Here is a 24,113-nt window from a genome sequence, read left to right as displayed (position 1 = left end):
ATGTCTGATTCCTCTTCAAAGGATCTCTCTTTACTGACGGTGACTAAGCCGTCAATGCCACCACTGGCTGAATTTATGCCTATGCTTGAAGAGATTTGGCAAACTAAGAATTTAACAAATAATGGACCATTTCATCAGAAGCTAGAGGCATTATTAGCCGAGTATTTAGGTATCCCATATATATCGCTATTTTCGAATGCGACTATTGCGCTTATCGTAGCGATGCAAACACTAAGAATTAAGGGAGAGGTTATTACCACGCCCTATTCATTTGTGGCAACGACTCATAGCCTTTTATGGAATCATTTACAGCCGGTTTTTGTTGATATTGAACCTGACAGCTGCAATTTGAACCCTAATTTGATTGAACAGGCAATATCGCCAAATACGAGTGCAATTATGCCCGTACATGTTTACGGAAGAGCATGTAACACCGAATCGATAGCCAATATTGCTGACATATATGGTTTGCGAACTATTTACGATGCAGCACATGCCTTTGCTGTAGAGGATATTGGTGGATCAATTTTGCGTCATGGCGATCTGTCAGTTTTAAGTTTTCATGCAACTAAAGTTTTTAATACGTTTGAAGGTGGAGCAATTATTAGCCCTGATGCCAAAACAAAAAAAAGAATCGATTTTCTTAAAAATTTTGGTTTTGCTGATGAAGTGACCGTTGTTGCACCGGGTTTAAATGGCAAGATGAATGAAATACAGGCTGCTTTTGGGTTACTACAGTTGCAGCATATTGATGAAGGTATTCGGCGTCGTCAGTATCTTGATAAAATATATCGAGAGAATTTATCGAATATTAAAGGTATAAGACTGGCCCCTGAGTGGGGTGAGATACGGCATAATTGTAGTTATTTTCCAATTTTTATTGAGAAAGACTACCCTTTGAGTCGAGATAAACTCTGTGAAAAGCTAAAGCAAAATAATATTTTAGCACGCAGATATTTCTACCCATTGATTTCAGAGTTAGCGATGTATCAAGGTTATTCAAGCTCAAATCGCCATAACCTTCCGGTAGCAAATCGATTAGCTAACGAGGTTATCTGTTTACCTATATATCCAGATCTTACTGATGATGAAATTTGGCGTGTGATTGAATTGGTTTCTATTCAATGAATGTATTAATTTTCCCTGCGGGTACAGAAATTGGGCGTGAAATATGGTCATCGCTCCGTTGGTGTAAGGATGTCACACTCTTTTTAGCCGGAGCTAATTATGACAATCATGCTCAGTTTTATGATTATGAGTATGCCTATTTGCCGATGGTTGAGCAAGAGGGATGGATCGCCGAGTTATCTGACTTTATCAAAAGTAATAAAATTGATTTTATTTATCCAGCCCATGATGACGTATTATTAGCATTGGTTGAAAATCGAAAAGAATTTAGTGCGGCTGTTATTGCTCCTAGTGTGGAGACATGCCGTATTACACGCTCTAAACGATCGACATATTTGGCATTAGCCGGTTTAATTTCTGTCCCAAATGTCTATAGCGAATCAAAAATTCCAAGCTGGCCAGTATTTGTTAAGCCTGACCGTGGTCAAGGTGCGCAAGGTGCTGTACGCGTAGATAATTATCAGGATTTAGAACACGTATTACGCATTACACCTGATGCGATTATATGTGAATACTTACCTGGTGATGAATTTACAGTTGACTGTTTTTCTGATCGTAAGCGAGGTTTGCTTTTTTCTCAGGCACGCCAGCGAGGACGGATCCGTAGTGGTATTGCTATGAGTTCTTCTACGGTCTCAATTAAAAATATTCAAGCCATAGCAGAGTGTATTGGTAATAGACTAGGGCTCTATGGCGCATGGTTTTTTCAGATGAAATATAGTGCTGATGGTGTTCTTACCTTGCTTGAGGTTGCCCCTAGAGTTGCTGGAACCATGTCATTAAACCGAGTGCGCGGAGTTAATTTTCCATTGCTATCGCTTTATGAGCATCTAAATCAAGATTTCCATATATCGATACTTTCTGGTGAGGTTAGCGTTAGTCGTGGTTTGAGTAATAGATATAAATACAATCTTGAGTATAACAATATTTATGTGGATTTTGATGATACTTTGTACCTCCGTGGCAAGGTGTGTTTGCCATTAATTACATTGTTATACCAATGTCGTAATGAGGGTAAAAGAATATATTTAATCACTAGGCATCGCGGAGATATTCACCATTTATTGCTTCAGCTTAGATTAAATGTGATTTTTGATGAAATCATCCACCTGACAAATGGAGAGAGGAAATCAGATTTCATTTCTGCTGATAAATCTATATTTATTGATGACAGTTTTTCTGAGCGCAAAGAAGTTGCTAGTGCATTAGGTATCCCTACATTTGACAACAGCATGATTGAGCTATTACTAAAGGAATAAATTATGAAAAAAAACCTTGTTTATATTCATTTGGAAAGTCTTAATCATGCAATTTACGGGCATCGCCAATGGTTCCCATGCTTGAACTCCATATATAGCCGATCATTACGGATGAATAATTTTATATCTACGGCTACATCATCAATTATGGCACTGAGTGATTTGGTCCATGGCGATGATGATGTTTTAGAGCACAACTTTGCTTTAGAGGAAGGGATTTCCGTTAATCGTACAAGCGATACACTATTTGATCAGCTACAGATGTTTGGCTATCAGACCCAAGGTATTGGTTATCCTAAAAGTTGGGCTAGTGTGGATTCTGTGTGGAGTCGCAGTCAGTCATTTCACTGGCACGACTCATCAATAGAAATGTTGGCTGAGGCAGAGGAGATCGTGGCAGATAAAACACAGCCATTTGCTCTCTATTGTTGGAATTTGAGTAGCCATCTCTGCTATGCCGATGCGATTAAACGCAGTGGGCAGCATAGTTTTGAAAACTGGCAACTTGGTTATAAAAGTATGGATAACACAATTGGCCATATCCTTCAGTTGCTAATAAAGCATCAGCAGTTGGAGAATACGATCATTGTTGGGTTTGGTGACCATGGAGATGATTTTTGGAATCATGGTTATAACGGTGGTTTTGCCCACTCAATTGAGCCTTATACCTCTCTAGTCCATACACCTGCATTCATATTTGATCCTAGCCGCGTAAATCAAGATATTAACCATCTTGTGAGCTTGACAGATTTGAAGCAAACTACGCTTGACCTCATAGGCCTGCCTTATTTAGATACTCCCCAAACTCCCTCGTATTCAGCTTTGTCCGGGCAAAGAAAATATTGCTTTAGCCGTAATTTATTTAGTCAGCAGCCTGAGTCTTCATCAGAAAGTCCACTGCATAAAGGCTATTCTATAACGTCAGATTTCTTTCATCTGTTGTATTCCAATGGGGGGTATCAAATGTTTGCTTGGCAGGCTGATACTGCTAATCAGTTTGATCTTTTATCCCTATTTGTTGAATCAGAAGCTGGTGAAAAACGTTTAAATGTTGAGCGCTTGGGTAAAGGTCGTCTAGGTGGACCGCATCCCCATATAACTCGGTTTTTAGGGGAAAACTGTCATCGTGTTATCCAAGAGAATTATTGCGATTTACGCGCCCGCTTGGATGAGCGAATTGCAGAGAAGAACTCTCGTGTAGTTACACAGTCAAGATAGCTGGATGATAGGAAATAGAGCGGCGAGTTTATGTTTCTCGTCGCTATTTCTAGGGCTGCTTAGCGCCTTACAGATCGAACAATTTCAATAATTTCTGTGGTTGAAATAGACGGTGTACGTGGGAAGTAAACGACTTCACAAATATCGCGAAAATGATCGAAGTGTCCTTCCCAATCATCACCCATTGCTAATATATCGGCTCGATAGTTCTGGATGTATTCAGCCTTTTCCTCCAATGACTCTTCAAGAAAAACGTCATCAACATCTTTAATATTACGAAGGATAGCTATCCTTTCGGACTCAGAATAGATGGGATTACGCTGTTTCTTTTGTAGATTCAAGCGGTCGGATGAAACACCTACAACAAGCCGGTCACCCAGCGCTTTTGCTCGCTGTAATATCGCAAGGTGGCCGACATGGAAGATATCAAAAGTGCCAAATGTGATGATAGTTTTCACTATAGGTGCTCTCACCCTTCCTGATACAAATAAGCTTCTGGCTGGGCGACGTTAATCAGGTTATTCACAATTTCCTGTTGCATGTGCAGCATCACGCCGTTGCGTTCATTGATCTCTTTACAGCGTCTGGCCTGTTGCTCAAGGTCTGCCCACAGTGCATTAACCTTCGGCTGATGCTGTTCAGGCAGGCGAGCAAAGAGATCGGTGATGCCTTTACGTCCTCCGGCAACGCCCAGAGACTGTAAAATGTCATGCCGTTTTTGCGCGCTTTCTGTCAGACGCTGGTAGTTTTCGACCAGCTCATGGTTGAGCGTGCTGAGATCGTCGGCGTTGCGCGCAATGATGTATGCGCGCTGTTTTTCGAGCTGGCCGATAAGCTCAATATAGATCTTTCGATCGCTGACGATATCTTGAATTAGCGTATTAACCTTTTGCGCAGGCGTAGTCATATTTCCTTTCTATCCTTTGTAATATTTCTCTATGGCGAGCGTGAGTTCGTCCAGATTGATGTCAATTTTGCCGGCACTGATGGCGTCTTTCATCGCGTTAACGCGATCCATATCCACTTCCGGCATGGCCGCAAGTTGCCCCTGAGCTTCACCCAGCACGGGATCAACCGGTGTGGTGGCCTGAGCACGTAAGGGGGTCGCAGACTCTGCATTGGCACTCTTCGTGTTTGCAGTATTGTTGACGGCCTGAGTCAGGTTGTACTGGGTTGAAGTTACTTTCATTGCATCTCTCCGAAACGGGCATCCCGTTGGTCATTTTCTGTCTGGCTGCGCAAGGTTAACCACTAGCTTATCGATTTAGATTATCGACTAGAGGCGGAAGTCTTCCTTCCATACCCAACTATAGCGACCAGCCAACGGCAAAACTTAATTATCCGTGCAAAAACTTTACTGACCCGGTGCGTAAAGCATTCGTACAACGCCCATATTGTCGACAACGGCGCTGACCACGCGCTGGCTGCTTTCGTTTTTCACTTTGATCATGTCGCCTTTACGACCCTTTTTCATTGCTTCGCCCATGGTGCGAGCCTCGATGCCGTCTTGTTCGGCAATCATCACGACGCGCTGGCCGCGATCGACCATGATGGGCTGATCGAGCTGGGCTGGACTAATAGGCTGTAAATCGCGAATACGGCGTTTCACGGTTAATCCCACGACTTCATCAGGATTGGTGATAACCCCCGCGCGGCTGCTGGAGATATTGCGTTTTTTTAACTCGATGTCAGAAGGGGAAATGACCGCACCGCGCTCAAGGGTGTTCTTCGCCACAATGACCGGCAGATAGATATCCGGCTTCACGGTTACATCGACCTCCCACCCGTTGGCATCTTCACAGCGAATGTCATAACGCAGACGGCTCAGATCGCGTGTATCTCCGGTCGGCAGCGCGGCCTGCAATGGCTGGGAACAAACCCGATAGCTGCTGACCTCCGACGGAATAAACACGTTCATTTTCGCGTTGAAATCTTTCCAATTTTTACGTTTGGCCTCGCGATTGATATCGGCCGTGGCCACTTCTACCGCGAGGGCATAAATCTGCTTGCGAGCGCTAGATGTGCTGGGCTTGGAGGTTTCTTTCATCGCCCAGCCTGAGGCGAGCGGAAGGGTACACAGCCCGAAAACCACGAGAGCTCGGACAAGGGCATGCTGCGGAAGGAAAGAACGTTTCCTAGGATGGCTAATTTTAGACGTAACTTGTTTAAAAATCATATTGTTATAACTCTGGCATGGTAATTGCTATATCAGTAGCGGACAGCAGTAAATGACAGAGAAACAACATTTTACAACGACGTGATGAGAGGAAGTTTCAGTGGGCTTAAGTTTTGACAAGGCATTAGGTGTTCATCCACAGGCGGTACAGCTTCGACTTTCCCGAGCAGAGCTGTTATCGGCGAACTTAGCTAACGTCGACACCCCAAACTTTCAGGCTAAAGATATTGATTTTGCCGCTGAGATGCAACGTTCGAGTTTGAACTTTTCGACGAATAACTCGGCAGAACTCAAATATCGCGTGCCTTATCAGCCCGCTAGCGATGGCAACACGGTTGCTCTGGACGTTGAGCAGGCTGAGTTCTCGAAAAACGCGCTGGATTACCAAACCAGCTTAGCGTTTTTAAACATGAAGTTTGTGGGTCTTAAAAAGGCAATTGACGGTAAGTAATTGATTTAGGTAACAACGGACAATGGCATTTACGGATATTTATCGCGTTTCGGGTTCAGCAATGACGGCGCAAACCGTTCGCCTGAACACCATCGCCAGTAATCTGGCGAACGCGGAGTCGCCAGCGGACAACGAGGGGGCCGTGTATAAAGCTCGCCGCCCAGTGTTTGCCGCGGTGTATCAGAACAGCGAGCTGATGGACAACAAAGCCTTGGCCGGCGCTCGTGTCCAAATCATGGACGTAGTTGAAACCGGTAACGCAGTGCAGCGCTATGAACCGAATCATCCCATGGCCAACGATCAGGGTTGCGTCTTTTATCCTGACATCAACGTCGTGGAAGAGATGGCGGACATGATGTCGGCATCCCGTAGCTTCGAAACTAACGTCGAAGTTCTTAACAGTGTGAAAAGTATGCAGCAGAGCCTGCTGAGACTTGGAGAAGCTTAAGCATGAACGTCAATGACGCGCAGAGTTATACGGATACAACTAGCAATAACAGCCGTGTTGCCAGTAACGATAACAGCGCCGCGAGCATGAACAACCTGTTTATGACGCTATTGGTTGCGCAGATCCAAAACCAGGATCCGCTGAACCCAACCGATGGTACCGAATACGTTAGCCAATTGGCGCAGCTGTCTCAGGTGCAGTCGATGGAGTCCATGTCTGCGCTGATGCAAAACAATGCGGTGTTGATGGATAACCTGCAAACCCTGTCTACCGGCAACTTAGTAGGGCAGAAGGTGATGGTTCAGACCGACAAAATCGAAACTGACGGCAGTACGGTCATCGACGGTCGTCTGTCACTGGATCACGCCGCAGGCGTGGTGACGGTGTACGTCAAAGATGAAGCCGGTACCGAGCACAAAATTGAGCTAGGCCAGCAGGAAGCCGGACAGGTTGATTTTAAAATTGACCCGAAAGAGCTGGGCCTTGCCGAAGGCAAGTACACGCTAAGCGTGGTGACGGATACCGGTGAAGAGTCGGTTCCAATTGAAGTGGGTGGCGTGGTTAACAATGTGCGTATTCCATTGGATGGCAGTGCCACCATGCTGAATATCGCTGGGCTGGGTGAGGTTCCTTATAACTACATCAGCCAGTTTGGGATGAATAGCCCATCCAATAATACCGACACTCGCAAAGCGTAATTTCGAAAACGGAACACTTTCGAACACTAACCCAATTTAGATCAGGAAAGATTTTATGAGCTTTAGTATCGCAACTTCGGGCTTGAACGCCATCACTCAGCAGCTTAGCGCTATCAGTAACAACATTGCTAACTCCGGCACCGTGGGCTTCAAGTCGGGCCGTGCGGAGTTCTCTGCGCTGTACGCACAGTCCCAGCCGCTGGGCGTGGGCGTGAGTGGTATCACGCAAAGTATTACCCGTGGCGGTAATATCATGGCCTCTTCAAGCGCGCTGGATCTAGCGATCTCAGGTAACGGTTTCTTCGTGGTGCGTGATAGCGCAGGTACTGAAGCCTATACCCGCGCAGGGTATTTCGGTACAGATACCAACGGGAATCTGGTCAATCGTCAGGGTATGAATTTGCAAGGTTATCCGGTTGATGCCAACGGCGTATTGCAGGTGGGTAACGTGGGTAATCTGAATATTAGCAGCGGTGCGATTCCCGCCAAAGCCACCAACGGGCTGGAGTTCACGGCTAACTTGGATGCTAACGCCGAAGTACCTAAGGTCACGCCGTTAGATCCGAAAGACAGCTCTTCATATAACAATACCTACACCACGCAGGTTTATGACTCTTTGGGCCGTGAGCACACGTTATCGCAGTATTTTGTGAAGAACGCAGATAACACTTGGACCAGCCATTACTACATGGATGGTGAGCCTGTTCCCGATGCGACTGACCCAACGAAAGGGGCTACCCAGACGATTTCCTTTAGCGCTCAGGGCGTGATGGAAGTACCCAATGGAGCCGTTGATATTTCACTGTCTATACCTGGCGCTGAAGATCTGAACCTTGAGCTGAACTACGCGGGAACGACCCAATTTGGTTCTGATTTCTCCGTAACCAAAAACAAAGGTGATGGCTACGCCTCTGGTGAAAAAACGGGTCAGCAGATTGATGAAGAAGGCTTTGTTTATGCCACCTTCTCAAATGGCGAACGCATGCTGCAAGGCCAGCTGATTTTGGCCAACTTTACCAACCCAGATGGACTGGCTTCACAAGATGGTACTACGTGGGCGCAAACTTCTGCATCGGGTACACCGCTGACCGGCGCACCAGGTTCAGGCCTGTTGGGTTCTATTAAAGCGGGTGCATTGGAAGAATCTAACGTCGACTTAACCGCCGAGCTGGTAGGGTTGATGACCGCGCAGCGTAACTATCAGGCTAACACTAAAGTTATCAGCACCAATGACAGCATGATGTCGGGGTCTAATGGATCACTTAATTTATACCGCCGTTAGCGGCGCTAACCGCAGCCTGTCACAGCAGCAGATTCATTCGAATAATCTGGCGAACGTGAACACCAGCGGATTTCGTGGTGACTTAGAAAGCGCTTTATCACAGCAGGTGGCGGGGTCGGGCTATGACTCGCGCTATCTGGTGCAGGAGCAAAACAGCGGGGTGGATATGACGCCGGGTGCGGTGAGAGATACCGGACGTGAGCTGGATATAGCCATTAAAGGCAATGGCCTGATTGCCGTGGGTAACGGCAACCGCGAGGTTTACACCCGCAACGGTCAGATGGATGTCAGCCCTGAAGGCGATTTAACCATTAACGGCCGCCCCGTGATTGGTGAAACCGGCCCGGTGGTATTACCGCCGTTTTCCGATCTTTCCATTGGCGATGACGGCACCATTACGATTGTTCCGCAAGATGGTGACGTCAATGCTGCCATGGATGTCGATCGCATCAAACTGGTGGATATTCCTGCGGATCAGCTTTCAAAAGACGCGGACGGTTTGTTGGTGAGCACCACGCGGAATAACCCACGCAGCGATGCCGTTGAAATCGCTGCCGGACATCTGGAAAGCAGCAATATTTCAGCGATTAGCGAAATGGTTTCCAGCATTGCGCTGAACCGCCAGTTTGAAGCCCAAATCAAGATGATGAAAGCCGCAGAAGATTTGGCGACGGCCGGTAATCGACTGATCCGTGGCAGCTAAATTAAGGAATAAATCATGAATCCAGCTTTATGGATCAGCAAAACCGGCCTTGCAGCGCAAGACGCCAAAATGAGCGCCATTTCCAATAACTTGGCGAACGTGAATACCACTGGGTTTAAACGCGACCGCGTGATGTTTGACGATCTGTTCTACCAAACTCAGCGAGCTCCAGGCGCGCAGCTTGATCAGAACAACGTGGCTCCAACCGGCATTCAGTACGGTACCGGTGTGAAAATCGTGGGGACTCAAAAAGAGTTCTCCGTGGGCAGCATGCAGATCACCAAGCAGCAGATGGACGTGGCGATTACGGGCCAAGGCTTCTTCCAAGTAGAAACGCCAGACGGTGATATTGCCTACACGCGTGCGGGCAACCTACAGGTTAACGCCGACGGCGTGGTGACTAACGCCGCTGGTTTACCGTTAGTGCCTGCGATTGAGCTTCCGGCTAACACCAAAGAGCTGTCGATTGCGAAAGACGGCACCGTGTCTGCAACCGTGGGCGGCGAGGCCGATCCGGTAGAGCTTGGGCAAATCACGCTGGTGAATTTTGTTAATCCGGCCGGTTTAGAAGCGGTAGGCGGCAATCTTTACCGCGAAACGGCGGCCAGTGGCGAAGCCGTAGAAGGCGTACCGGGTGAAGATGCCCTTGGACAGTTGGAGCAGGGAACATTGGAAGGTTCAAACGTACAGGTTGTTGAAGAGATGGTCGACATGATCACCGTTCAGCGCGCCTACGAAATGAACGCGAAAATGGTTTCGGCTGCAGATGATATGTTGAAGTTTGTCACTCAGTCGCTGTAACGGCGGCTTGGTGAAAGAGTAAAGCGAAGAACGTTATGAAAAAGCAGATGTTGATGTGTGTCCTGTTGATGGCGCTAGCGGGTTGTGAAAGCCCTGCGCTGCTTGTTCACAAGGATGATGCGGCCTATGCGCCGCCAGAGGAAATACTGCAGCAGCCGGTTGCAGTGCAGGGTGGCGGGCTATACAACGCCGGTTACAACTGGTCTCTGACCCAGGATCGCCGTGCATACCGCGTGGGCGATATTCTGACGGTACGACTTGATGAGTCTACGCAGTCTAGCAAACAGGCGCGCACCAACTTCGGCAAGAAGAATGATGCGTCTATTGCCGCACCGGAAGCCTTTGGCCACTCAGTAGATAAGCTGAGTGGCTCTATCGGTGCGGATCGCTCCTTTAACGGCAATGCCTCTTCCGCTCAGCAAAATATGCTGCGCGGTTCTATCACCGTGGCGGTACATAAAATCTTGGCTAACGGGGTTTTAGTGGTGCGCGGCGAGAAGTGGCTGACCCTCAATCAGGGCGATGAATATATGCGCGTCACCGGATTGGTTCGAACCGATGATATCGAGCGTGATAACACCATTTCGTCGCAGCGCATTGCGAACGCGCGTATCTCGTATGCAGGCCGTGGTGCGTTAAGTGACTCCAACTCAGCCGGTTGGCTGACGCGGATCTTTAACCATCCGCTGTTCCCTATTTAATTCAGGAGATGTTCAACATGTGCAGATTCCTTACGCTGGTTGTCGCCCTCCTGTGGAGTTCAATGTCATTGGCGCAGCCATTAGGCTCGCTGGTGGATGTGCAAGGCGTTCGTGGTAACCAACTGATTGGTTACAGTTTGGTGGTGGGTTTAGACGGCACCGGTGACAAAAATCAGGTGAAGTTCACCAGCCAATCGGTCACCAATATGCTGCGTCAGTTTGGCGTACAGCTACCGGCCAAGATTGACCCTAAAGTGAAAAACGTGGCGGCGGTGGCAATTAGCGCCACGCTGCCTCCGATGTATGCACGCGGGCAGTCTGTTGATATCACCGTTTCCTCTATCGGTGATGCCAAAAGCTTGCGCGGCGGTACGTTGCTGCTGACTCAACTGCGCGGTGCCGATGGCGAAGTTTATGCATTGGCACAGGGGAACGTGGTGGTCGGCGGTTTTAAAGCCGAAGGCGATAGCGGTTCCAGTATCACCATGAACACGCCAACCGTTGGACGCGTACCGAACGGGGCGTCGATTGAGCGTGAAATTCCTAGCGATTTTCAGGTGAGTAATCTGGTTACGTTGAACCTGAAACGTCCAAGCTTTAAAACGGCAAACAACGTTGCCGTGGCGCTGAATCAGGCCTTTGGTGCGAATACTGCCACGGCGCAAAGTGCGACCAACGTCGTGGTGCGAGCGCCGCAGGACGCAGGCGCTCGCGTAGCCTTTATGTCGATGCTGGAAGACGTGCAGATTAACGCCGGTAAACAGCCGCCTCGCGTGGTGTTTAACGCACGAACAGGAACGGTAGTGATTGGCGACGGCGTTGTGGTGCGGGCTGCCGCTGTTTCTCACGGTAATTTAACCGTCAGCATTCGCGAAAGCCGCAACGTAAGCCAACCTAATGCCTTCAGCAACGGTGAGACGGTCACTACACCACAAAGCGATATTGATGTGAACCGAGGCCAAGGCCAGATGGTGACCGTTGCCGCAGGCACCAGCCTGCGTAGCATCGTAAACACCATCAATAGCTTAGGCGCCGCGCCGGATGACACCATGGCTATCTTGCAGGCATTACACGAAGCAGGCGCGTTAGACGCTGAACTCGTGGTTATTTAAGGAAAAAAACCATGATTGATGCCATTAATCGCCAAAGTACCGTGCTGCCGGGAGATTTCACTGGCACGCTGAAAGCACAGAATTTAGATCAGGCCGCCGAGCAGTTCGAAGCAATGTTCCTGCGTTCGATGATGCAGCAGATGCGCAAAGCGTCGGATGCGTTAGCGGCGGATGATGATCCGTTCAACAGCAAGCAGCAGCGCATGATGCGTGATTTTTATGATGACAAACTGGCCTCGCAGCTGGCTTCACAGCGCAGTAGCGGAATCGCCACCATGCTGATTAACCAGCTTGATCCTCAGGTTAAGGGAATGGAACGCGCACTTAAGATTGAGGGCGAAAATGTCGCTTCTGATTCTGTAGAAGCGCCAGAGCCCGTAGAGCTTGAAACGCCCGTTATCCCAGTACTTAGCCGCGGACAGGAATCATTATGAGTTTAATCAGTAACGCTTACAGCGGCATTCAAGCCGCCAAGTTAGGTATGAATACCGTTGGTATGAACGTTCAGAATGCCTTAACGCCGGGCTATAGCCGCCAAGGTATTTTGCAAAGTGCCGTAGGGCCGATGGGCTCCGTGGGGCTGTCTGCGGGTAACGGTGTTCAGGTTGACAGTATTCGCCGCATCTCGGATCAGTATTTGACCAGTCAGGTATGGGGCACCAACAGCAAAGCTAACTATTATGATTCTGGGCAGAAGTATATTGGTGCGCTGGAGTCGGTGATTGGCACGGATACCACCAGTTTGGGCAACGGTATCGATAAACTTTTTGCTTCGCTTAATGAGCTCACCACCGAGCCCGATTCTCCTGCGCTGCGTCAGCAATTAATCAACGAAGCGCAGTCGATGGCGACGCGTTTTAATAACATTAATAATTTTATTACTAGCCAGAAGACGTCAATCAATAGTCAGCGTAATGCCACGGTAGACAGCGTGAATACGCTTAGCTCGAACATTGCAGGTTATAACCAGAAAATTGCTGAGCTTGAAGCCACCGGCGGTAACACCAACGTGCTGCGCGATCAGCGTGATGAGCTGGTGAAACAGATGAGCAGCATGGTTGACGTGAAAGTCAGCGAAGACGCGAAAGGCAATTACACGGTCGCTTTGCCGAATGGTCAGCCGTTGGTTAACGGGCAGAGTTCGGGCCAACTCGCCACCACGACCCAGCCAGATGGCAGTCAGTTACTGACGCTAAAATATGCTGGTTCTGAATACTCGATTAATCCGGCAACCGGCGGTCAGCTTGGTGCGCTGAATGATTATGAGCAGGGTACGCTCAAAGAAATGCAGGAATCGGTTCAGGGCATGGCGGAATCTATTGCAACCATGTTCAACGATCAGCTCGGACAAGGTTTCGATCTGAATGGTCAGCCGGGTAAGCCGCTGTTTAATTTCGATTTGAGTAATCCAGCAGGCATGCTGACCATCACCGACATCAAACCCGATGAGCTGGCGCTTTCAGGTAAAAATGATGAAACGGGTAACGGCGATAACCTGAATTTGCTGATTGAACTGAAAAACAAGAAGGTGGATATCGGCGGCATGGGCAATATGAGCATCAACGAAGGTGCCGCCGCGATTATTAGTTCTATCGGTATTGCTAGCCGTGAGAACCAGACCGAAGCCGAAGCAGCCATATCTGTCTATGTAGAAGCGCAGAATCAGCGTGACAACCTCAGCGCGGTCGATCAGGACGAAGAAGCAATTAATCTTCAGGTTTACATGAATGCCTATCAATCAAATATGAAAGTGATTGCGGCGGGTAACCAGATCTTCTCCGATTTACTGAATCTGCTCTGATAATAATAAGGAATTAACATGCGAGTCAGCGGCCTCTACAACGCCAATATGATGACCTACCAGATGGGTAAAAACGGTACCCAGATGAATAAACTGATGCAGCAGATGTCGACATTGCAGCGCGTCAATGTTCCTTCTGACGATCCCATCGCCAGTTCGCGTATGGTGCAGCTTAACCGTGAACAGTCTGCGATCACCCAGTATCAGAGCAATATCTCGCGTTTGTCTGGCAACCTATCGATGCAGGAGTCGCACGTGACGGCGCTGAACAATCAGCTGACATCGCTTAATGACAAACTGTTGGCGGCGTCTAACGATACTCACAGCAGCGAAGATATGTCCGGCTTTGGCAAAGAGATTGGCTCCATGCTCGATTCTCTGGTGGCGACGCTGAACTCGAAAAACGAAGACGGTCGCTATCTGTTTTCTGGCACCAAAACCGATCAGAAACCGGTAGTGTGGAACGAAACCACCCAGAGCTATGAATACCACGGTAACGACGGTACGCGTGAAACCGCAGTGGCTAACGGCGTGAGCATCACTGAAAATACCAACCTGAGCGGAGCTTTTTCGAGCAGTGGTAACGATCTGGATTTATTAAACAAGCTGAAGTCGATCAGTGAGAAAATGCAGGATCCGAATATTCCAGCTTCTGACTATGCGGATGAGCTCAATGCGCTGATGGGTGCCGTAAAAGATTCTTCAGACGATGTGGCCGCGATCTTTACCGATCTCGGTGGGCGTCAAAATCGTTTAACGATGTTGGATGATGCGCATACGGACGTGAAAACGGCTAATGATATGGTCGCTAAAGATTTGTCAGGTTTAGATATGGCCACGGCGTCGGTCAATTTTCAGCTGTATTACAACTCGATGCAGGTTTCGAATAAAACCTACAGCATGATTAGTCAGCTCTCACTCTTTAGCATGATGTAATTGATATGCAAGTTGGTCTTAGCACTTCCTCGTTACAAACCTCAACCACTTCCCCGCTGACGCGGGGAGGTATTGATGCCCCACAGTCGGTTCGCAATCGTGGCATTACGGATACCACGTCAGCTTCACCGGCTAGTTTCCCTGAATCACCTCTGATTTCAGCGCGCCCGCTGCGCTATAACGTTCAGCTTAACCAGCAATTAACGGCGGTTCAGCAGGCAGATAGTTTTCTATCGCAAACGGAAAGCCAGCTCTTGCAGCTGCGCCATTCCGCGACACACAGCCAAACTCGACCTGATACCATTCGTCAGCAGGCGAAAGGTTTGCAAAGCTTGCTGGATAACCGCGCTCAGCTTTCCGGCAATACCGTTGATCGCCATTTCAACGTGAAGTTGGAAGGCAAAACGCAGGTGAATTTTGCGCTGCCAGAGGGTGAAAAACTGTTGCAGGGCGGAGATGCTGAGACGTTAGTTTTCTCTCTCGGTGGCAACAAACGAGAAATGGCCGCGGTATCACTCACGCAAAATGGCTCTGAGCGTCAGGCGGTGATGCGTTTGAATCAAGGATTAGGACGTTTTGGCGTGCATGCCCGCCAAGATAGCGCCGGTGATGTGACGTTTAGCGTCGATGAGTCGCGTTGGGAGCGAGTGAGTACGCATTTAAGCGTACGCGGTGAGGGAAAGCGTTTTAACTCAACGTTCTCATCGCTCACACCACAGGCTGAGCCCGCGATTGGCGACGTGCTTAAACAAATTGCAGCGCAGCCAGAGCGTTTGCGCGAGCGGGGAACGGAAGTGTTAACCGCGCTGGAGCAAATCACCCATCAGCGTGGAAAATTACGTTTTCAGCAAGAGCGTGTTCGTACGCGCATTGAGGGAATGGCCACGCCGTATGAGCCGCAGCAGGCGCTGGCTGTCTCTCAGGCATTAGGTGAGCATCTACAAAACAGCAGCAGCCAATTTTCTAGCCTTAATCAGGCATTGAGTGCGCAGGCCAATGTGCGCTTGGGTACAGTGAAGAATTTGTTGGGGTGAAAATCTCAGCAATGACCCCACCCTAACCCTCCCCTTGGCAGGGGAGGGAATCGTTCGGTGATGTTGGGCTGATCTACGATCTGCTCCTCCCTGCGAAGTGAGGCTGGAGGGAGAGTGTTATCTCAATGACCCCACCCTAACTCTCCCCTTGGCAGGGGGAATCGTTCAGAGATGTTGGATTGATCCTCGATCGGCTCCTCCCCCTGCGAAGGGGGAGGCTGGGAGGGGGTTTAGCCCTAGCTTTTTTCTTGGCTGGGAGGGGGGTATAGACTAATGCCCCAAAGGATATAAAAATATCATTCCGGTTTGCCCTATCACCAGCGGCTGGCCGTCTAGTTTCAGTGGGATCATCCACACTTCATTATTCTGTAAAAAATCAATCAGCCCATCGATCATCAGACGTCGTTGAGGCGTACTGTAATAAATCTGCGAGTAGAGATAGTACACCTTGCCTAATTCGCGGTGAGTTTCCGTAAATTTCCCTTTCACCACAAAGCGCGTGTCGTTTGGGTTAGTGATGGTGTTAAGAATAGTGCCGTTCACTGAGGTTAAATGAGAGTCATAGAGCTCTTTCTGCTGAGACATCAGATCATAAAAGCCCATTTGCACCGTGCCTTGCCTTGGTTTCAGGCTTGGCGTCGCGACGGATAATGCGGTGTAGCCGAGTATTCCGATTAACAAAATAAGCAGGCTTAGCATCCATATCAGCTTATTGGCTCTGACAGGCTGGAATTTCATTTATTTTTCTCACAGTTTCACGAAAGATCAGGTTGCTAAGCTGACGTGTATCGGTTCGCCAATGGTAGATCGTCATGGCGAGCTGTTGGTTGGCACAGGTGGTTTCCACTGAAAACGTATAGTTCAGCACTTGATCAGAGACCTTATAGTAAACATCCATGTAGATGTTTTTGGTCTTCAAGCGCTGGTTGAGTTGGTAAAGCGTGTCCTTCAGCTTGATATAAAGTGAATCTTTGGATGTCGATGTGTCGCCATCTTGCACGATCTGATACAAACGAATATTGCTGTAGACGTTGTTTTCCTGCTGAGCGGCAGCGATCGATTTGTTATTGAGCGTCAGGTACTTATAGCCCATCGCGCCGCTGACCAGTACGGCGACCAGCATGAGAACCGCATAGGCTAACCATGAATGCTTTCTGGCGGGCTGAGGCTCGTTTAGCTGGGAGGCTTCCTGATAATATCCAGGTTCAGGACTGATCCCCAGAGACGAAGTTTCCACGCTAACGACATCAGACGATGCTTCTTCTTCATTGTAGCTGTTTGAATTCGTAGAAATACCTTCAGGAGGTATCTCTGTTATATTCTTATTCTCATTTGATGATTCTGTTTCAATACAGCGGCAATAAGATGACTCTAGTAAATAACCTTTTTTAGGTATGGTTTTGATTATTTTTTGTTGTTTACCATCATCTTCTAGCGCAACACGTAAAGCATGCACGGCATTAGGAAGGCTATTATTTCCTATCACTCGCCTTTCCCAAACCATATTGGTTAGCTCTTCACGTGAGAGGATTTCTCCCGCATGCTGAGTCAGGATATCTAATAGCTTTAATTGGTATTCACCGAGTCTTTTTCTTTCGCCGGTATTTAAATGCAATATTGAACCGGAAGAAATGTCCAGGAGCCAATCATTAACAGAACAGTAGCGTTTATTCATTTAATTACAGAAGTATTAAACCATTAATGTGTAAAATAATTGTATTTTAGAGAGATCAAAAGAACGTCTCTTAACGCAAATTGGGTTAAAAAGTCCGTTTATAATTCGTCAATGAATTGCCGCCCGCTGCGGTGGGGGACTGAAGAACATCGTGTTCTTATGCCCGAAAGCGTTCCAAACAGCCTCTTTTTGAGGGAAGGTGTCTGGTCAATATCGATCTCTTTTAGGAAGATTCTCTTCCGAGAACACTGTTTTACGCGAACAAATACCAACACGCAAGGCCTGTAGCTCTATTTCTACGCTGGAGTTATGACCAAATATGTCTATAGGTAAATACATAGTACCTTTGAGATACCTTTGTATTTCATTTGTGAAATGCGTGATCTTTTTGTATGCGTTAACCGTGATTAATTGTGGGTTAATTTAACTAATAAGGTAACGCTGATGCATTATAAGCAAAGTGAAAATAATGTAAAAATAATAAGACTTTTATCTTAAGATTTTTCTGATTTGTGTCGCTATTAATAATATTTTAATTTATTAATTCCTTTTCTCTAATGTGGGTATATAGAGAGTGCCATTAATATAACCATCATGTTTATTTATTCTTGATGGCGATTGGGTTGAGGAAGGCTGATTGGTGTCATCTTTTAAAATAAGCTTTTCTATATAAGAAAGAAGTTTCTAGCTAATTATCGAACTGAAGATTTTTTTATTTTCTATTTAACTCTCATCGTCGACGTGTCGTTCTCTCTTAGTACAAGAATTGCGGAATCTAAATAGGTGGATTCCCTGAAGGAGACGACACAATGGCTTTATCTATCTTTACCAATGCCTCTTCCATGGCTTCTACGAACGCGCTGAATAAATCTAACAGCCTGCTGTCCACATCGATGGAACGACTGGGTACCGGCAAGCGTATCAACTCTGCGGCAGATGACGCAGCAGGCATGCAGATCGCTTCCCGTCTGCAGGGCCAGACTAACGGCATGACCGTTGCAAAACGTAACATTGCCGATGCAACTTCTATGCTGCAGACCGCTGAAGGCGCATTCGATGAAGTGAGCAACATCATGTACCGCATGAAAGACCTGGCAACTCAGGCAGCGAACGACACGAACTCCACTGAAGACCGTGCATCCCTGCAGTCTGAATTCGATCAGCTGAACTCTGAGCTGGGCAACATCATGGATAACACTAGCTTCGGTGGTACCAAACTGCTGAGCGGCGGTACTGGTTTGGCTAGCACTGGTGGCCTGAACTTCCAGATCGGTTCTAGCAACGCAGAAACGCTGAATGTTAATGTTTCTAGCCAGCTGTCTGGCTTAACCAAAACTATCGGTACAGCAGCAACCACTAACCCAAGTGGTGCAACTGTCCCTGGTACTGGTCTGGGAGCGTTGAAACTGGATTCTGCGACTAATGCTTCTGGCGCCATTGCAAGCCTGGAAAGCGCTCTGAAAGACGTTGGTTCCCTGCGTTCAACATTGGGTGCCAACATTAACCGTCTGGGCCACACCTCTGCGAACCTGGCAAACATGCAGGACAACACCGAGCTGGCACTGGGCAACATCCGCGATGCGGACTTCGCGTCTGAAGCGTCAACCATGACGCGTCAGCAGATGTTGGCACAGACCAGCATGTCTATGCTGAAGCAGTCAAACAGCATGTCAGGCATGGTAATGTCTCTGCTGGGCTAATATTCCGCATGACTCTCGTGAAAACACCGCCTATGGGCGGTGTTTTTGTATCTATCAGGCAGTCACCATTAGCCAATGAAAATTTTGTTTAATTTTTTTAGTTTTCGATTTAATTCGCAGAGTCAGTGTGTCGTTTTCTATTAGTACGAGAGATGCGGAATCTAAATAGGTGGATTCCCTGAAGGAGACGACACAATGGCTTTATCTATCTTTACCAATGCCTCTTCCATGGCTTCTACGAACGCGCTGAATAAATCTAACAGCCTGCTGTCTACGTCGATGGAACGACTGGGTACCGGCAAGCGTATCAACTCTGCGGCAGATGATGCAGCAGGCATGCAGATCGCTTCCCGTCTGCAGGGCCAGACTAACGGCATGACCGTCGCAAAACGCAACATCGCCGATGCAACTTCTATGTTGCAGACCGCTGAAGGCGCATTCGATGAAGTCAGCAACATCATGTACCGCATGAAAGACTTAGCCACTCAGGCAGCGAACGACACTAACTCAAGTGAAGACCGTGCATCCCTGCAGTCTGAATTCGATCAGCTGAACTCTGAGCTGGGCAACATTATGAGCAACACCAGCTACGGCGGCACTAAACTGCTGAGCGGTACTACAGGTCTGGCTAGCACTGGTGGCCTGAACTTCCAGATCGGTTCTAGCAACGCAGAAACGCTGAATGTTAATGTTTCTAGCCAGTTGTCTGGCTTAACCAAAACTATCGGTACAGCAGCAACCACTAACCCAAGTGGTACAACTGTCCCTGGTACTGGTCTGGGAGCGTTGAAACTGAATTCTGCGACGAGTGCTTCTGGCGCTATCGCTGATTTGGAAGGCGCGCTAAAAGAAGTTGGTTCTCTGCGTTCATCTCTGGGTGCGAACATCAACCGTCTGGGGCATACCTCTGCGAACCTAGCAAACATGCAGGACAATACCGAGCTGGCGCTGGGCAACATCCGCGATGCCGACTTCGCTTCTGAAGCATCAACCATGACGCGTCAGCAGATGTTGGCACAAACCAGCATGTCTATGCTGAAGCAGTCAAACAGCATGTCAGGCATGGTGATGTCTCTGCTGGGCTAATCAGCGATGACACCATAATGCAAAAAAACACCGCTCTTGGGCGGTGTTTTTATTTCTGCCGGAATACTTCCTCTTTCCGTCAATATCAGGAAAAACACCTTCCGGTAGTCACCCATCTCATTGATTTAAATTAACTAAAAAGTTGGCACGTACTTTGCTTTATCTGTGGGGGATTTATCGGTAACCCTGTAGGTAACCATTTCTACTCGCCAGCGCGTCCGGAGGATCAGCATGTCAGATTTTACGAGTATTGACCCACAGACCATGGCAACGCAGTTGGCTAGCTACGATGTTATGGCATTGCAGGCAGCCCTGAAGAAACAGCAAACGTCGTTAACCGGCCAGCAAGATGCGTTAAAAGCGCTGAAAAGTGCCATGACGGATTTCCGCACCGCATTAACGGCGCTGAATAAAACCAATAATGGCCTGCTGACCAATAAGGTCACCACCAGTTTAGACAATATTGCCAATGTCACCGCCAACTCCAACGCCACCAAAGGAACATACAACCTTTACGTTGAGCAACTGGCGGGCTCGCATCAGGTGGCGTTCGACGATATGACCGATGATGCCGTCAACAACGCGACGGGCACCTTCACGCTTGAGGTCAATGGCAAGTCTATTGATATCGAGATGGATGGTCTAGAGACCATGTCAGATCTGGCTCGAGCCATCAACAAAACCAACGATGGCTCAGAGAAAAGCCCAGCGATCACCGCATCGCTAATCCGCACCGACGGCGAAGTTAAGCTGATGCTCAGCAGTGATAAAACCGGTGCAGAAAACGAACTTAAGCTGAGTGGCGATATTCCGGCTGAAATGGATTCAGGTAAGAAAACCACGATCTCTGAAGCCAAAGACGCCATCGTTTATTTGGGTGGTAACGATACAGGCCTGAAAATTACTAACAGTACCAATAAGTTAGACGGTGTTATTGACGGCGTGACCGTTGAGCTGAATCAGGCACAGAAGGTTGGTGATGCGCCACTGCGTATCAACGTCAACACCGACACCAGTGAAACTGAAACACAGGTAAAAGCATTCATCGATGCCTATAACACGATGCGTGATTCACTTGGCAAATTAACCGCTAGCGGCAGCGGTGGAAAAGATCGTGGTGCCTTTGCCGGTGATGCGGGAATTGCATCGTTAGAGCGTGAACTGAACAACATGGTTCGTACCAATATCGATGGTTTGGACATGACTAAGTTCGGCATCACCGCGGATAAAGACGGCAAGTTAGAACTCGACAGCGAAAAGCTCGAGAAAATGCTGACAGATAACCCGACGCAGCTGACCGCGCTGTTTAACGGCAATGACGGCCTTATCAAGAAAATGGATAAGTCGCTGGATAAATATCTGAACAGCACCAACGGCGTGATTAAGGGCCGTCAAGAATCTCTGGATCGTCAGGAAACGCAGCTGACTGACCGCAGTGAAAAAATTAGCACCCGTTATGAGAACTCTTATAACCGTTATCTGAAGCAGTTTACCCAGTTGCAACAGGTGATGTCTCAGATGAACAACACGATGAGTATGTTTGGCTTAGTCTAAGGAAACGCAGGTTTTATGTACGGAACTCAACAGGAAGGATACGGCCTTTATCAGGATTCAGATCTGGCGATTCAGGCCGCCGCCGCGACCCCTCATCAGCTGGTTCTTATGCTGTTTAGCGGTCTCATGGATGAACTGGTTCGCGCCAAGAGCCACATTGTTGCCAAGCGCTATGAACGTAAAGTTCAGAGCATTAATAAGTGCATCGATATTCTCAATGCGCTGACAAGCGCGCTGGATTACGAAAAGGGTGGTGACTTGGCCTTGAGCTTGGCAAACCTGTATGACTACTGCGTTTACCGTCTTTATGACGCTAGCCACAAGCTGTCGGTTGAATACATTGATGAAGTGGAAGCCATCCTCAACAACCTGCGTGAAGGTTGGGAAGAGATGGGTAAGCAGAATGGATGATATTCAGCTGATTCAGTTCCTTGCCAACGCGTTGAAGAGTGCCACTCAGCAGCGTGATTGGGTACAGGTGCGGAATGTTGATAAGCAGATCGCTTCGTTACTGAGTTCACTCAGCGGGCAGCCGTTGAGCGAGCAAAAGCGGCAGGCCTTGATGATGCTGAAAGATACTCATCATCGCGTGAATGAGATCTGCCGCCAGCAAAGCGCAGAACTCGAGCACAAGATGGCTTTGCACCGTAATAACCGCGAAGGGGCAATCGCTTATGCCACCTTTGGCGGCGATGAGGACAGCGAATAATGAGCATGATGGATCTGGTTTCTAGCTCAATGCCGACTGCGATGGACGCATCTTCTGCCGTGTCTATCGGTGATTCGACTGGCGCCGCGCCGATGATCGGGGCGGTCGGTGGAGTGCTAAATAGTGGCGCATTACCGGAAAACACCGCGCAGTTCAGTCATGAGCTGCTCAGTATGGTGGGCTCTTTGCTTGCTCAGTCTGGTGTTACGGGGTTGCGTCCTGCTGTGGGAGGCACAAACGCGGATACTGCGCTGCCTTCTGCCGATAGCGATGCGGATGCCGACGATCTGGCGAGCTTGCCGCAGGAAGATCAACAGCAGATGTTGAATCTGCTATTGAACACCTACCAGCCACCGGCTCAGCAGGCGGCAACGCCGCAGGGTGAGCAACACGCTTCTGCTGAATTGCTGATGCTAAGCCGCCAAACGACGGCTCAACCGGTGACGACAGGCGCTTCTCAGCCGGTGAATGCGTCATTGCTGAACGCTGCGTTAAACGCTACGCCGTCTGATATTGCCATCTCATCGGCAATGACCAAGACCCACGAAGCGTTTAGTCCTGCGATGCAACAGCATTCCTCTGTACCCAGCGATCTCCTGAATGCGTCGTTAGCCACGTCTGCGCCTTCAAGCGTAGGTAATAACGTGGCTTCAACGGTGCAGAATTTTAATGCGACTACTGCGCCGCTGAAGCTGGAATCCAGCGAAGAGCGCTGGCCGCAGCAGTTACAAAATTCACTCGGTGAGCGCTTACAGGTTCAGGTTAAAAATCAGGTTCAACATGCCACGATCCGACTCGATCCGCCGGATATGGGCAAGATCGATATCTCGATTCAATTTGAGTCTGGACGTTTGCAGGTGCACATCAATGCCAGCCAAGGCGAGGTTTATCGCGCCCTGCAGCAGGTCAGTAATGAACTGCGCCAAAGTCTGACTGACCAGAACTTTGTGCAGGTGAACGTTCAAGTTTCCTCGCAAAACTCACAGCAACAATCAGGGCATGGGCATCAAGGCGAAGCTCAGCAGCCTTTCATTCTCTCGGGTACACCGCTGGACAGTGAAGCCACTGAATCATCGAAGAAAACCCGCGAGGATGAATCTGTCCTCATGACAATTTGAACTACTGAATAAGACATATATGACCGTAAAAACATTTTCATTAGGTTTGGTAATTGCATTAGTCGCCGCTGTGCTGGCGGCGGTTTTGGCCGTAATGGGAAATCACATTCTGGCTCAGCCCGAAAACGGTGTGGGTGACAAAATTTCTAAGATGTTCTCCTCCGCTGATGGTGAGGCCACCGTAGAGTTTGTCGAAATCAAAAACGTTGTTATCACCCTGAAAAGCGATAACAAAAAAGAACGCTATTTACTTTTAGAACTGGCGCTCGCCACGTCTGATGGCAAGGAAACTGCGCGTACCGAGGCGATGGTTCCTGCAATCCGTGGGGCGACCGTTAGCCTGTTATCCGATATGGAATATTCACATATTCGCGGCATGAACGTGGTTGAGCTGCGTGAACAGCTAATGGCGGCGTATGTGACGAAGTTTAAAGCACTGAATACGGGCGTGCCGTTTCACGATGTCATCATTAGCAAGATGGTCTTTCAATAGAAAGCGATAGAAACACGAGCAATGGAAATA

At 48.3% G+C, this 24,113-nt stretch carries 27 protein-coding genes and 1 pseudogene; 22 read left to right on the top strand and 6 right to left on the bottom strand.

What is annotated here, in order from left to right; all coding sequences use genetic code 11:
* From U0008_RS21310 to U0008_RS21300, 3 genes are read left to right on the top strand one after another with little or no spacing between them, the layout of a single operon-like run.
* A complete protein-coding gene (locus U0008_RS21310) occupies positions 1-1,128 on the top strand; it encodes a DegT/DnrJ/EryC1/StrS family aminotransferase (RefSeq protein WP_043489842.1) in 1,128 nt (375 codons plus the stop codon).
* Positions 1,125-2,387, top strand: a complete 1,263-nt coding sequence (locus tag U0008_RS21305) for an ATP-grasp domain-containing protein (RefSeq protein ID WP_043489839.1) — start codon at positions 1,125-1,127, stop codon at positions 2,385-2,387. The genes U0008_RS21310 and U0008_RS21305 overlap by 4 nt, the downstream gene beginning before the upstream one ends.
* Positions 2,388-2,390: 3 nt before the next feature.
* Positions 2,391-3,605, top strand: a complete 1,215-nt coding sequence (locus U0008_RS21300) for a sulfatase-like hydrolase/transferase (RefSeq protein WP_121626066.1) — start codon at positions 2,391-2,393, stop codon at positions 3,603-3,605.
* A 59-nt stretch (positions 3,606-3,664) separates the two neighbouring features.
* Here U0008_RS21300 and U0008_RS21295 read toward each other — a convergent pair whose 3' ends face one another.
* The 4 genes from U0008_RS21295 to flgA form a co-directional block, all read right to left on the bottom strand.
* Positions 3,665-4,063: an FAD synthase family protein gene (locus U0008_RS21295; RefSeq protein WP_025799668.1), complete on the bottom strand. Its 399-nt coding sequence runs from the start codon at positions 4,061-4,063 to the stop codon at positions 3,665-3,667.
* Between the two features lie 11 nt (positions 4,064-4,074).
* Complete coding sequence (locus tag U0008_RS21290; RefSeq protein WP_043489835.1) at positions 4,075-4,512, bottom strand: flagella synthesis protein FlgN; 438 nt, start codon at positions 4,510-4,512, stop codon at positions 4,075-4,077.
* Positions 4,513-4,521: 9 nt separating this feature from the next.
* Positions 4,522-4,794, bottom strand: coding sequence for a flagellar biosynthesis anti-sigma factor FlgM (locus U0008_RS21285; RefSeq protein ID WP_025799665.1), 273 nt, complete (start codon positions 4,792-4,794; stop codon positions 4,522-4,524).
* A 165-nt stretch (positions 4,795-4,959) separates the two neighbouring features.
* Entirely contained in the window at positions 4,960-5,652 is a 693-nt protein-coding gene (gene flgA / locus U0008_RS21280) for a flagellar basal body P-ring formation chaperone FlgA (protein WP_043489833.1), read from the bottom strand.
* A 229-nt stretch (positions 5,653-5,881) separates the two neighbouring features.
* On the opposite strand from flgA, the gene U0008_RS21275 reads away from it, so the two are divergent.
* The 12 genes and pseudogenes from U0008_RS21275 to U0008_RS21220 all read left to right on the top strand — a co-directional run bounded on the left by U0008_RS21275 (position 5,882) and on the right by U0008_RS21220 (position 15,748).
* Positions 5,882-6,232: a flagellar basal body protein gene (locus U0008_RS21275; protein ID WP_025799662.1), complete on the top strand. Its 351-nt coding sequence runs from the start codon at positions 5,882-5,884 to the stop codon at positions 6,230-6,232.
* 22 nt (positions 6,233-6,254) lie between these two features.
* Entirely contained in the window at positions 6,255-6,680 is a 426-nt protein-coding gene (gene flgC, locus U0008_RS21270; protein WP_043489830.1) for a flagellar basal body rod protein FlgC, read from the top strand.
* Between the two features lie 2 nt (positions 6,681-6,682).
* The gene (flgD, locus tag U0008_RS21265; RefSeq protein ID WP_025799659.1) at positions 6,683-7,378 is read left to right on the top strand and encodes a flagellar hook assembly protein FlgD; all 696 of its coding nucleotides are present in this window, start codon (positions 6,683-6,685) and stop codon (positions 7,376-7,378) included.
* 55 nt (positions 7,379-7,433) lie between these two features.
* On the top strand, positions 7,434-8,660 hold the full coding sequence (gene flgE / locus U0008_RS21260; RefSeq protein ID WP_051874048.1) for a flagellar hook protein FlgE: 1,227 nt from the start codon (positions 7,434-7,436) through the stop codon (positions 8,658-8,660).
* Positions 8,632-9,363 (top strand): flagellar basal-body rod protein FlgF, encoded by a 732-nt coding sequence (gene flgF / locus U0008_RS21255; RefSeq protein WP_043489827.1) that lies wholly within the window; start codon positions 8,632-8,634, stop codon positions 9,361-9,363. Before flgE ends, flgF begins: the two co-directional genes overlap by 29 nt.
* A 15-nt stretch (positions 9,364-9,378) precedes the next feature.
* Complete coding sequence (flgG, locus tag U0008_RS21250; RefSeq protein ID WP_043489825.1) at positions 9,379-10,164, top strand: flagellar basal-body rod protein FlgG; 786 nt, start codon at positions 9,379-9,381, stop codon at positions 10,162-10,164.
* Between the two features lie 35 nt (positions 10,165-10,199).
* Positions 10,200-10,865, top strand: coding sequence for a flagellar basal body L-ring protein FlgH (gene flgH, locus U0008_RS21245; RefSeq protein ID WP_043489823.1), 666 nt, complete (start codon positions 10,200-10,202; stop codon positions 10,863-10,865).
* Between the two features lie 17 nt (positions 10,866-10,882).
* Positions 10,883-11,977 carry a flagellar basal body P-ring protein FlgI gene (locus U0008_RS21240; RefSeq protein ID WP_025799649.1) on the top strand — a complete coding sequence of 365 codons (1,095 nt, stop codon included), beginning with the start codon at positions 10,883-10,885 and terminating at the stop codon, positions 11,975-11,977.
* An 11-nt stretch (positions 11,978-11,988) separates the two neighbouring features.
* Positions 11,989-12,270: pseudogene (locus U0008_RS21235) on the top strand (rod-binding protein); the annotation flags it as partial.
* Between the two features lie 137 nt (positions 12,271-12,407).
* Positions 12,408-13,778, top strand: a complete 1,371-nt coding sequence (flgK, locus tag U0008_RS21230; protein WP_043489821.1) for a flagellar hook-associated protein FlgK — start codon at positions 12,408-12,410, stop codon at positions 13,776-13,778.
* Between the two features lie 18 nt (positions 13,779-13,796).
* Positions 13,797-14,714 carry a flagellar hook-associated protein FlgL gene (gene flgL / locus U0008_RS21225; protein WP_043489819.1) on the top strand — a complete coding sequence of 306 codons (918 nt, stop codon included), beginning with the start codon at positions 13,797-13,799 and terminating at the stop codon, positions 14,712-14,714.
* A 5-nt stretch (positions 14,715-14,719) separates the two neighbouring features.
* A complete protein-coding gene (locus tag U0008_RS21220) occupies positions 14,720-15,748 on the top strand; it encodes a hypothetical protein (protein WP_025799641.1) in 1,029 nt (342 codons plus the stop codon).
* Positions 15,749-16,018: 270 nt separating this feature from the next.
* On the opposite strand, the gene U0008_RS21215 is transcribed toward U0008_RS21220, so the two are convergent.
* Positions 16,019-16,486: a hypothetical protein gene (locus U0008_RS21215; protein ID WP_051874189.1), complete on the bottom strand. Its 468-nt coding sequence runs from the start codon at positions 16,484-16,486 to the stop codon at positions 16,019-16,021.
* On the bottom strand, positions 16,458-17,423 hold the full coding sequence (locus U0008_RS21210) for a winged helix-turn-helix domain-containing protein (RefSeq protein WP_043495817.1): 966 nt from the start codon (positions 17,421-17,423) through the stop codon (positions 16,458-16,460). The genes U0008_RS21215 and U0008_RS21210 overlap by 29 nt, the downstream gene beginning before the upstream one ends.
* A gap of 809 nt (positions 17,424-18,232) precedes the next feature.
* On the opposite strand from U0008_RS21210, the gene U0008_RS21205 reads away from it, so the two are divergent.
* The 7 genes from U0008_RS21205 (at position 18,233) to U0008_RS21175 (ending at position 24,083) form a co-directional block, all read left to right on the top strand.
* Complete coding sequence (locus U0008_RS21205) at positions 18,233-19,123, top strand: flagellin N-terminal helical domain-containing protein (protein ID WP_046449643.1); 891 nt, start codon at positions 18,233-18,235, stop codon at positions 19,121-19,123.
* 195 nt (positions 19,124-19,318) lie between these two features.
* On the top strand, positions 19,319-20,209 hold the full coding sequence (locus U0008_RS21200; protein ID WP_046449644.1) for a flagellin N-terminal helical domain-containing protein: 891 nt from the start codon (positions 19,319-19,321) through the stop codon (positions 20,207-20,209).
* A 231-nt stretch (positions 20,210-20,440) separates the two neighbouring features.
* A complete protein-coding gene (gene fliD / locus U0008_RS21195) occupies positions 20,441-21,763 on the top strand; it encodes a flagellar filament capping protein FliD (protein WP_043489801.1) in 1,323 nt (440 codons plus the stop codon).
* Between the two features lie 15 nt (positions 21,764-21,778).
* Positions 21,779-22,174, top strand: coding sequence for a flagellar export chaperone FliS (fliS, locus tag U0008_RS21190; protein ID WP_025799630.1), 396 nt, complete (start codon positions 21,779-21,781; stop codon positions 22,172-22,174).
* Positions 22,167-22,472: a hypothetical protein gene (locus U0008_RS21185; protein WP_025799628.1), complete on the top strand. Its 306-nt coding sequence runs from the start codon at positions 22,167-22,169 to the stop codon at positions 22,470-22,472. Before fliS ends, U0008_RS21185 begins: the two co-directional genes overlap by 8 nt.
* Complete coding sequence (locus U0008_RS21180) at positions 22,472-23,590, top strand: flagellar hook-length control protein FliK (RefSeq protein WP_162178812.1); 1,119 nt, start codon at positions 22,472-22,474, stop codon at positions 23,588-23,590. Before U0008_RS21185 ends, U0008_RS21180 begins: the two co-directional genes overlap by 1 nt.
* Positions 23,591-23,609: 19 nt before the next feature.
* Complete coding sequence (locus tag U0008_RS21175) at positions 23,610-24,083, top strand: flagellar basal body-associated FliL family protein (protein ID WP_025799624.1); 474 nt, start codon at positions 23,610-23,612, stop codon at positions 24,081-24,083.
* The last annotated feature ends 30 nt before the right edge of the window (positions 24,084-24,113 follow it).

Source organism: Hafnia alvei, from assembly GCF_034424155.1.
Lineage (GTDB): Bacteria > Pseudomonadota > Gammaproteobacteria > Enterobacterales > Enterobacteriaceae > Hafnia > Hafnia alvei.
This window is presented reverse-complemented; position numbering and strand designations above follow the sequence as displayed.

Coding starts and splice junctions, on each gene's coding strand:
- U0008_RS21310 (WP_043489842.1), top strand. CDS start 1: ATGTCTGATTCCTCTTCAAAGGATCTCTCTTTACTGACGGTGACTAAG.
- U0008_RS21305 (WP_043489839.1), top strand. CDS start 1,125: ATGAATGTATTAATTTTCCCTGCGGGTACAGAAATTGGGCGTGAAATA.
- U0008_RS21300 (WP_121626066.1), top strand. CDS start 2,391: ATGAAAAAAAACCTTGTTTATATTCATTTGGAAAGTCTTAATCATGCA.
- U0008_RS21290 (WP_043489835.1), bottom strand. CDS start 4,512: ATGACTACGCCTGCGCAAAAGGTTAATACGCTAATTCAAGATATCGTC.
- U0008_RS21285 (WP_025799665.1), bottom strand. CDS start 4,794: ATGAAAGTAACTTCAACCCAGTACAACCTGACTCAGGCCGTCAACAAT.
- flgA (WP_043489833.1), bottom strand. CDS start 5,652: ATGAAAGAAACCTCCAAGCCCAGCACATCTAGCGCTCGCAAGCAGATT.
- flgC (WP_043489830.1), top strand. CDS start 6,255: ATGGCATTTACGGATATTTATCGCGTTTCGGGTTCAGCAATGACGGCG.
- flgD (WP_025799659.1), top strand. CDS start 6,683: ATGAACGTCAATGACGCGCAGAGTTATACGGATACAACTAGCAATAAC.
- flgE (WP_051874048.1), top strand. CDS start 7,434: ATGAGCTTTAGTATCGCAACTTCGGGCTTGAACGCCATCACTCAGCAG.
- flgF (WP_043489827.1), top strand. CDS start 8,632: ATGGATCACTTAATTTATACCGCCGTTAGCGGCGCTAACCGCAGCCTG.
- flgG (WP_043489825.1), top strand. CDS start 9,379: ATGAATCCAGCTTTATGGATCAGCAAAACCGGCCTTGCAGCGCAAGAC.
- flgH (WP_043489823.1), top strand. CDS start 10,200: ATGAAAAAGCAGATGTTGATGTGTGTCCTGTTGATGGCGCTAGCGGGT.
- U0008_RS21240 (WP_025799649.1), top strand. CDS start 10,883: ATGTGCAGATTCCTTACGCTGGTTGTCGCCCTCCTGTGGAGTTCAATG.
- flgK (WP_043489821.1), top strand. CDS start 12,408: ATGAGTTTAATCAGTAACGCTTACAGCGGCATTCAAGCCGCCAAGTTA.
- flgL (WP_043489819.1), top strand. CDS start 13,797: ATGCGAGTCAGCGGCCTCTACAACGCCAATATGATGACCTACCAGATG.
- U0008_RS21220 (WP_025799641.1), top strand. CDS start 14,720: ATGCAAGTTGGTCTTAGCACTTCCTCGTTACAAACCTCAACCACTTCC.
- U0008_RS21215 (WP_051874189.1), bottom strand. CDS start 16,486: ATGAAATTCCAGCCTGTCAGAGCCAATAAGCTGATATGGATGCTAAGC.
- U0008_RS21210 (WP_043495817.1), bottom strand. CDS start 17,423: ATGAATAAACGCTACTGTTCTGTTAATGATTGGCTCCTGGACATTTCT.
- U0008_RS21205 (WP_046449643.1), top strand. CDS start 18,233: ATGGCTTTATCTATCTTTACCAATGCCTCTTCCATGGCTTCTACGAAC.
- U0008_RS21200 (WP_046449644.1), top strand. CDS start 19,319: ATGGCTTTATCTATCTTTACCAATGCCTCTTCCATGGCTTCTACGAAC.
- fliD (WP_043489801.1), top strand. CDS start 20,441: ATGTCAGATTTTACGAGTATTGACCCACAGACCATGGCAACGCAGTTG.
- fliS (WP_025799630.1), top strand. CDS start 21,779: ATGTACGGAACTCAACAGGAAGGATACGGCCTTTATCAGGATTCAGAT.
- U0008_RS21185 (WP_025799628.1), top strand. CDS start 22,167: ATGGATGATATTCAGCTGATTCAGTTCCTTGCCAACGCGTTGAAGAGT.
- U0008_RS21180 (WP_162178812.1), top strand. CDS start 22,472: ATGAGCATGATGGATCTGGTTTCTAGCTCAATGCCGACTGCGATGGAC.
- U0008_RS21175 (WP_025799624.1), top strand. CDS start 23,610: ATGACCGTAAAAACATTTTCATTAGGTTTGGTAATTGCATTAGTCGCC.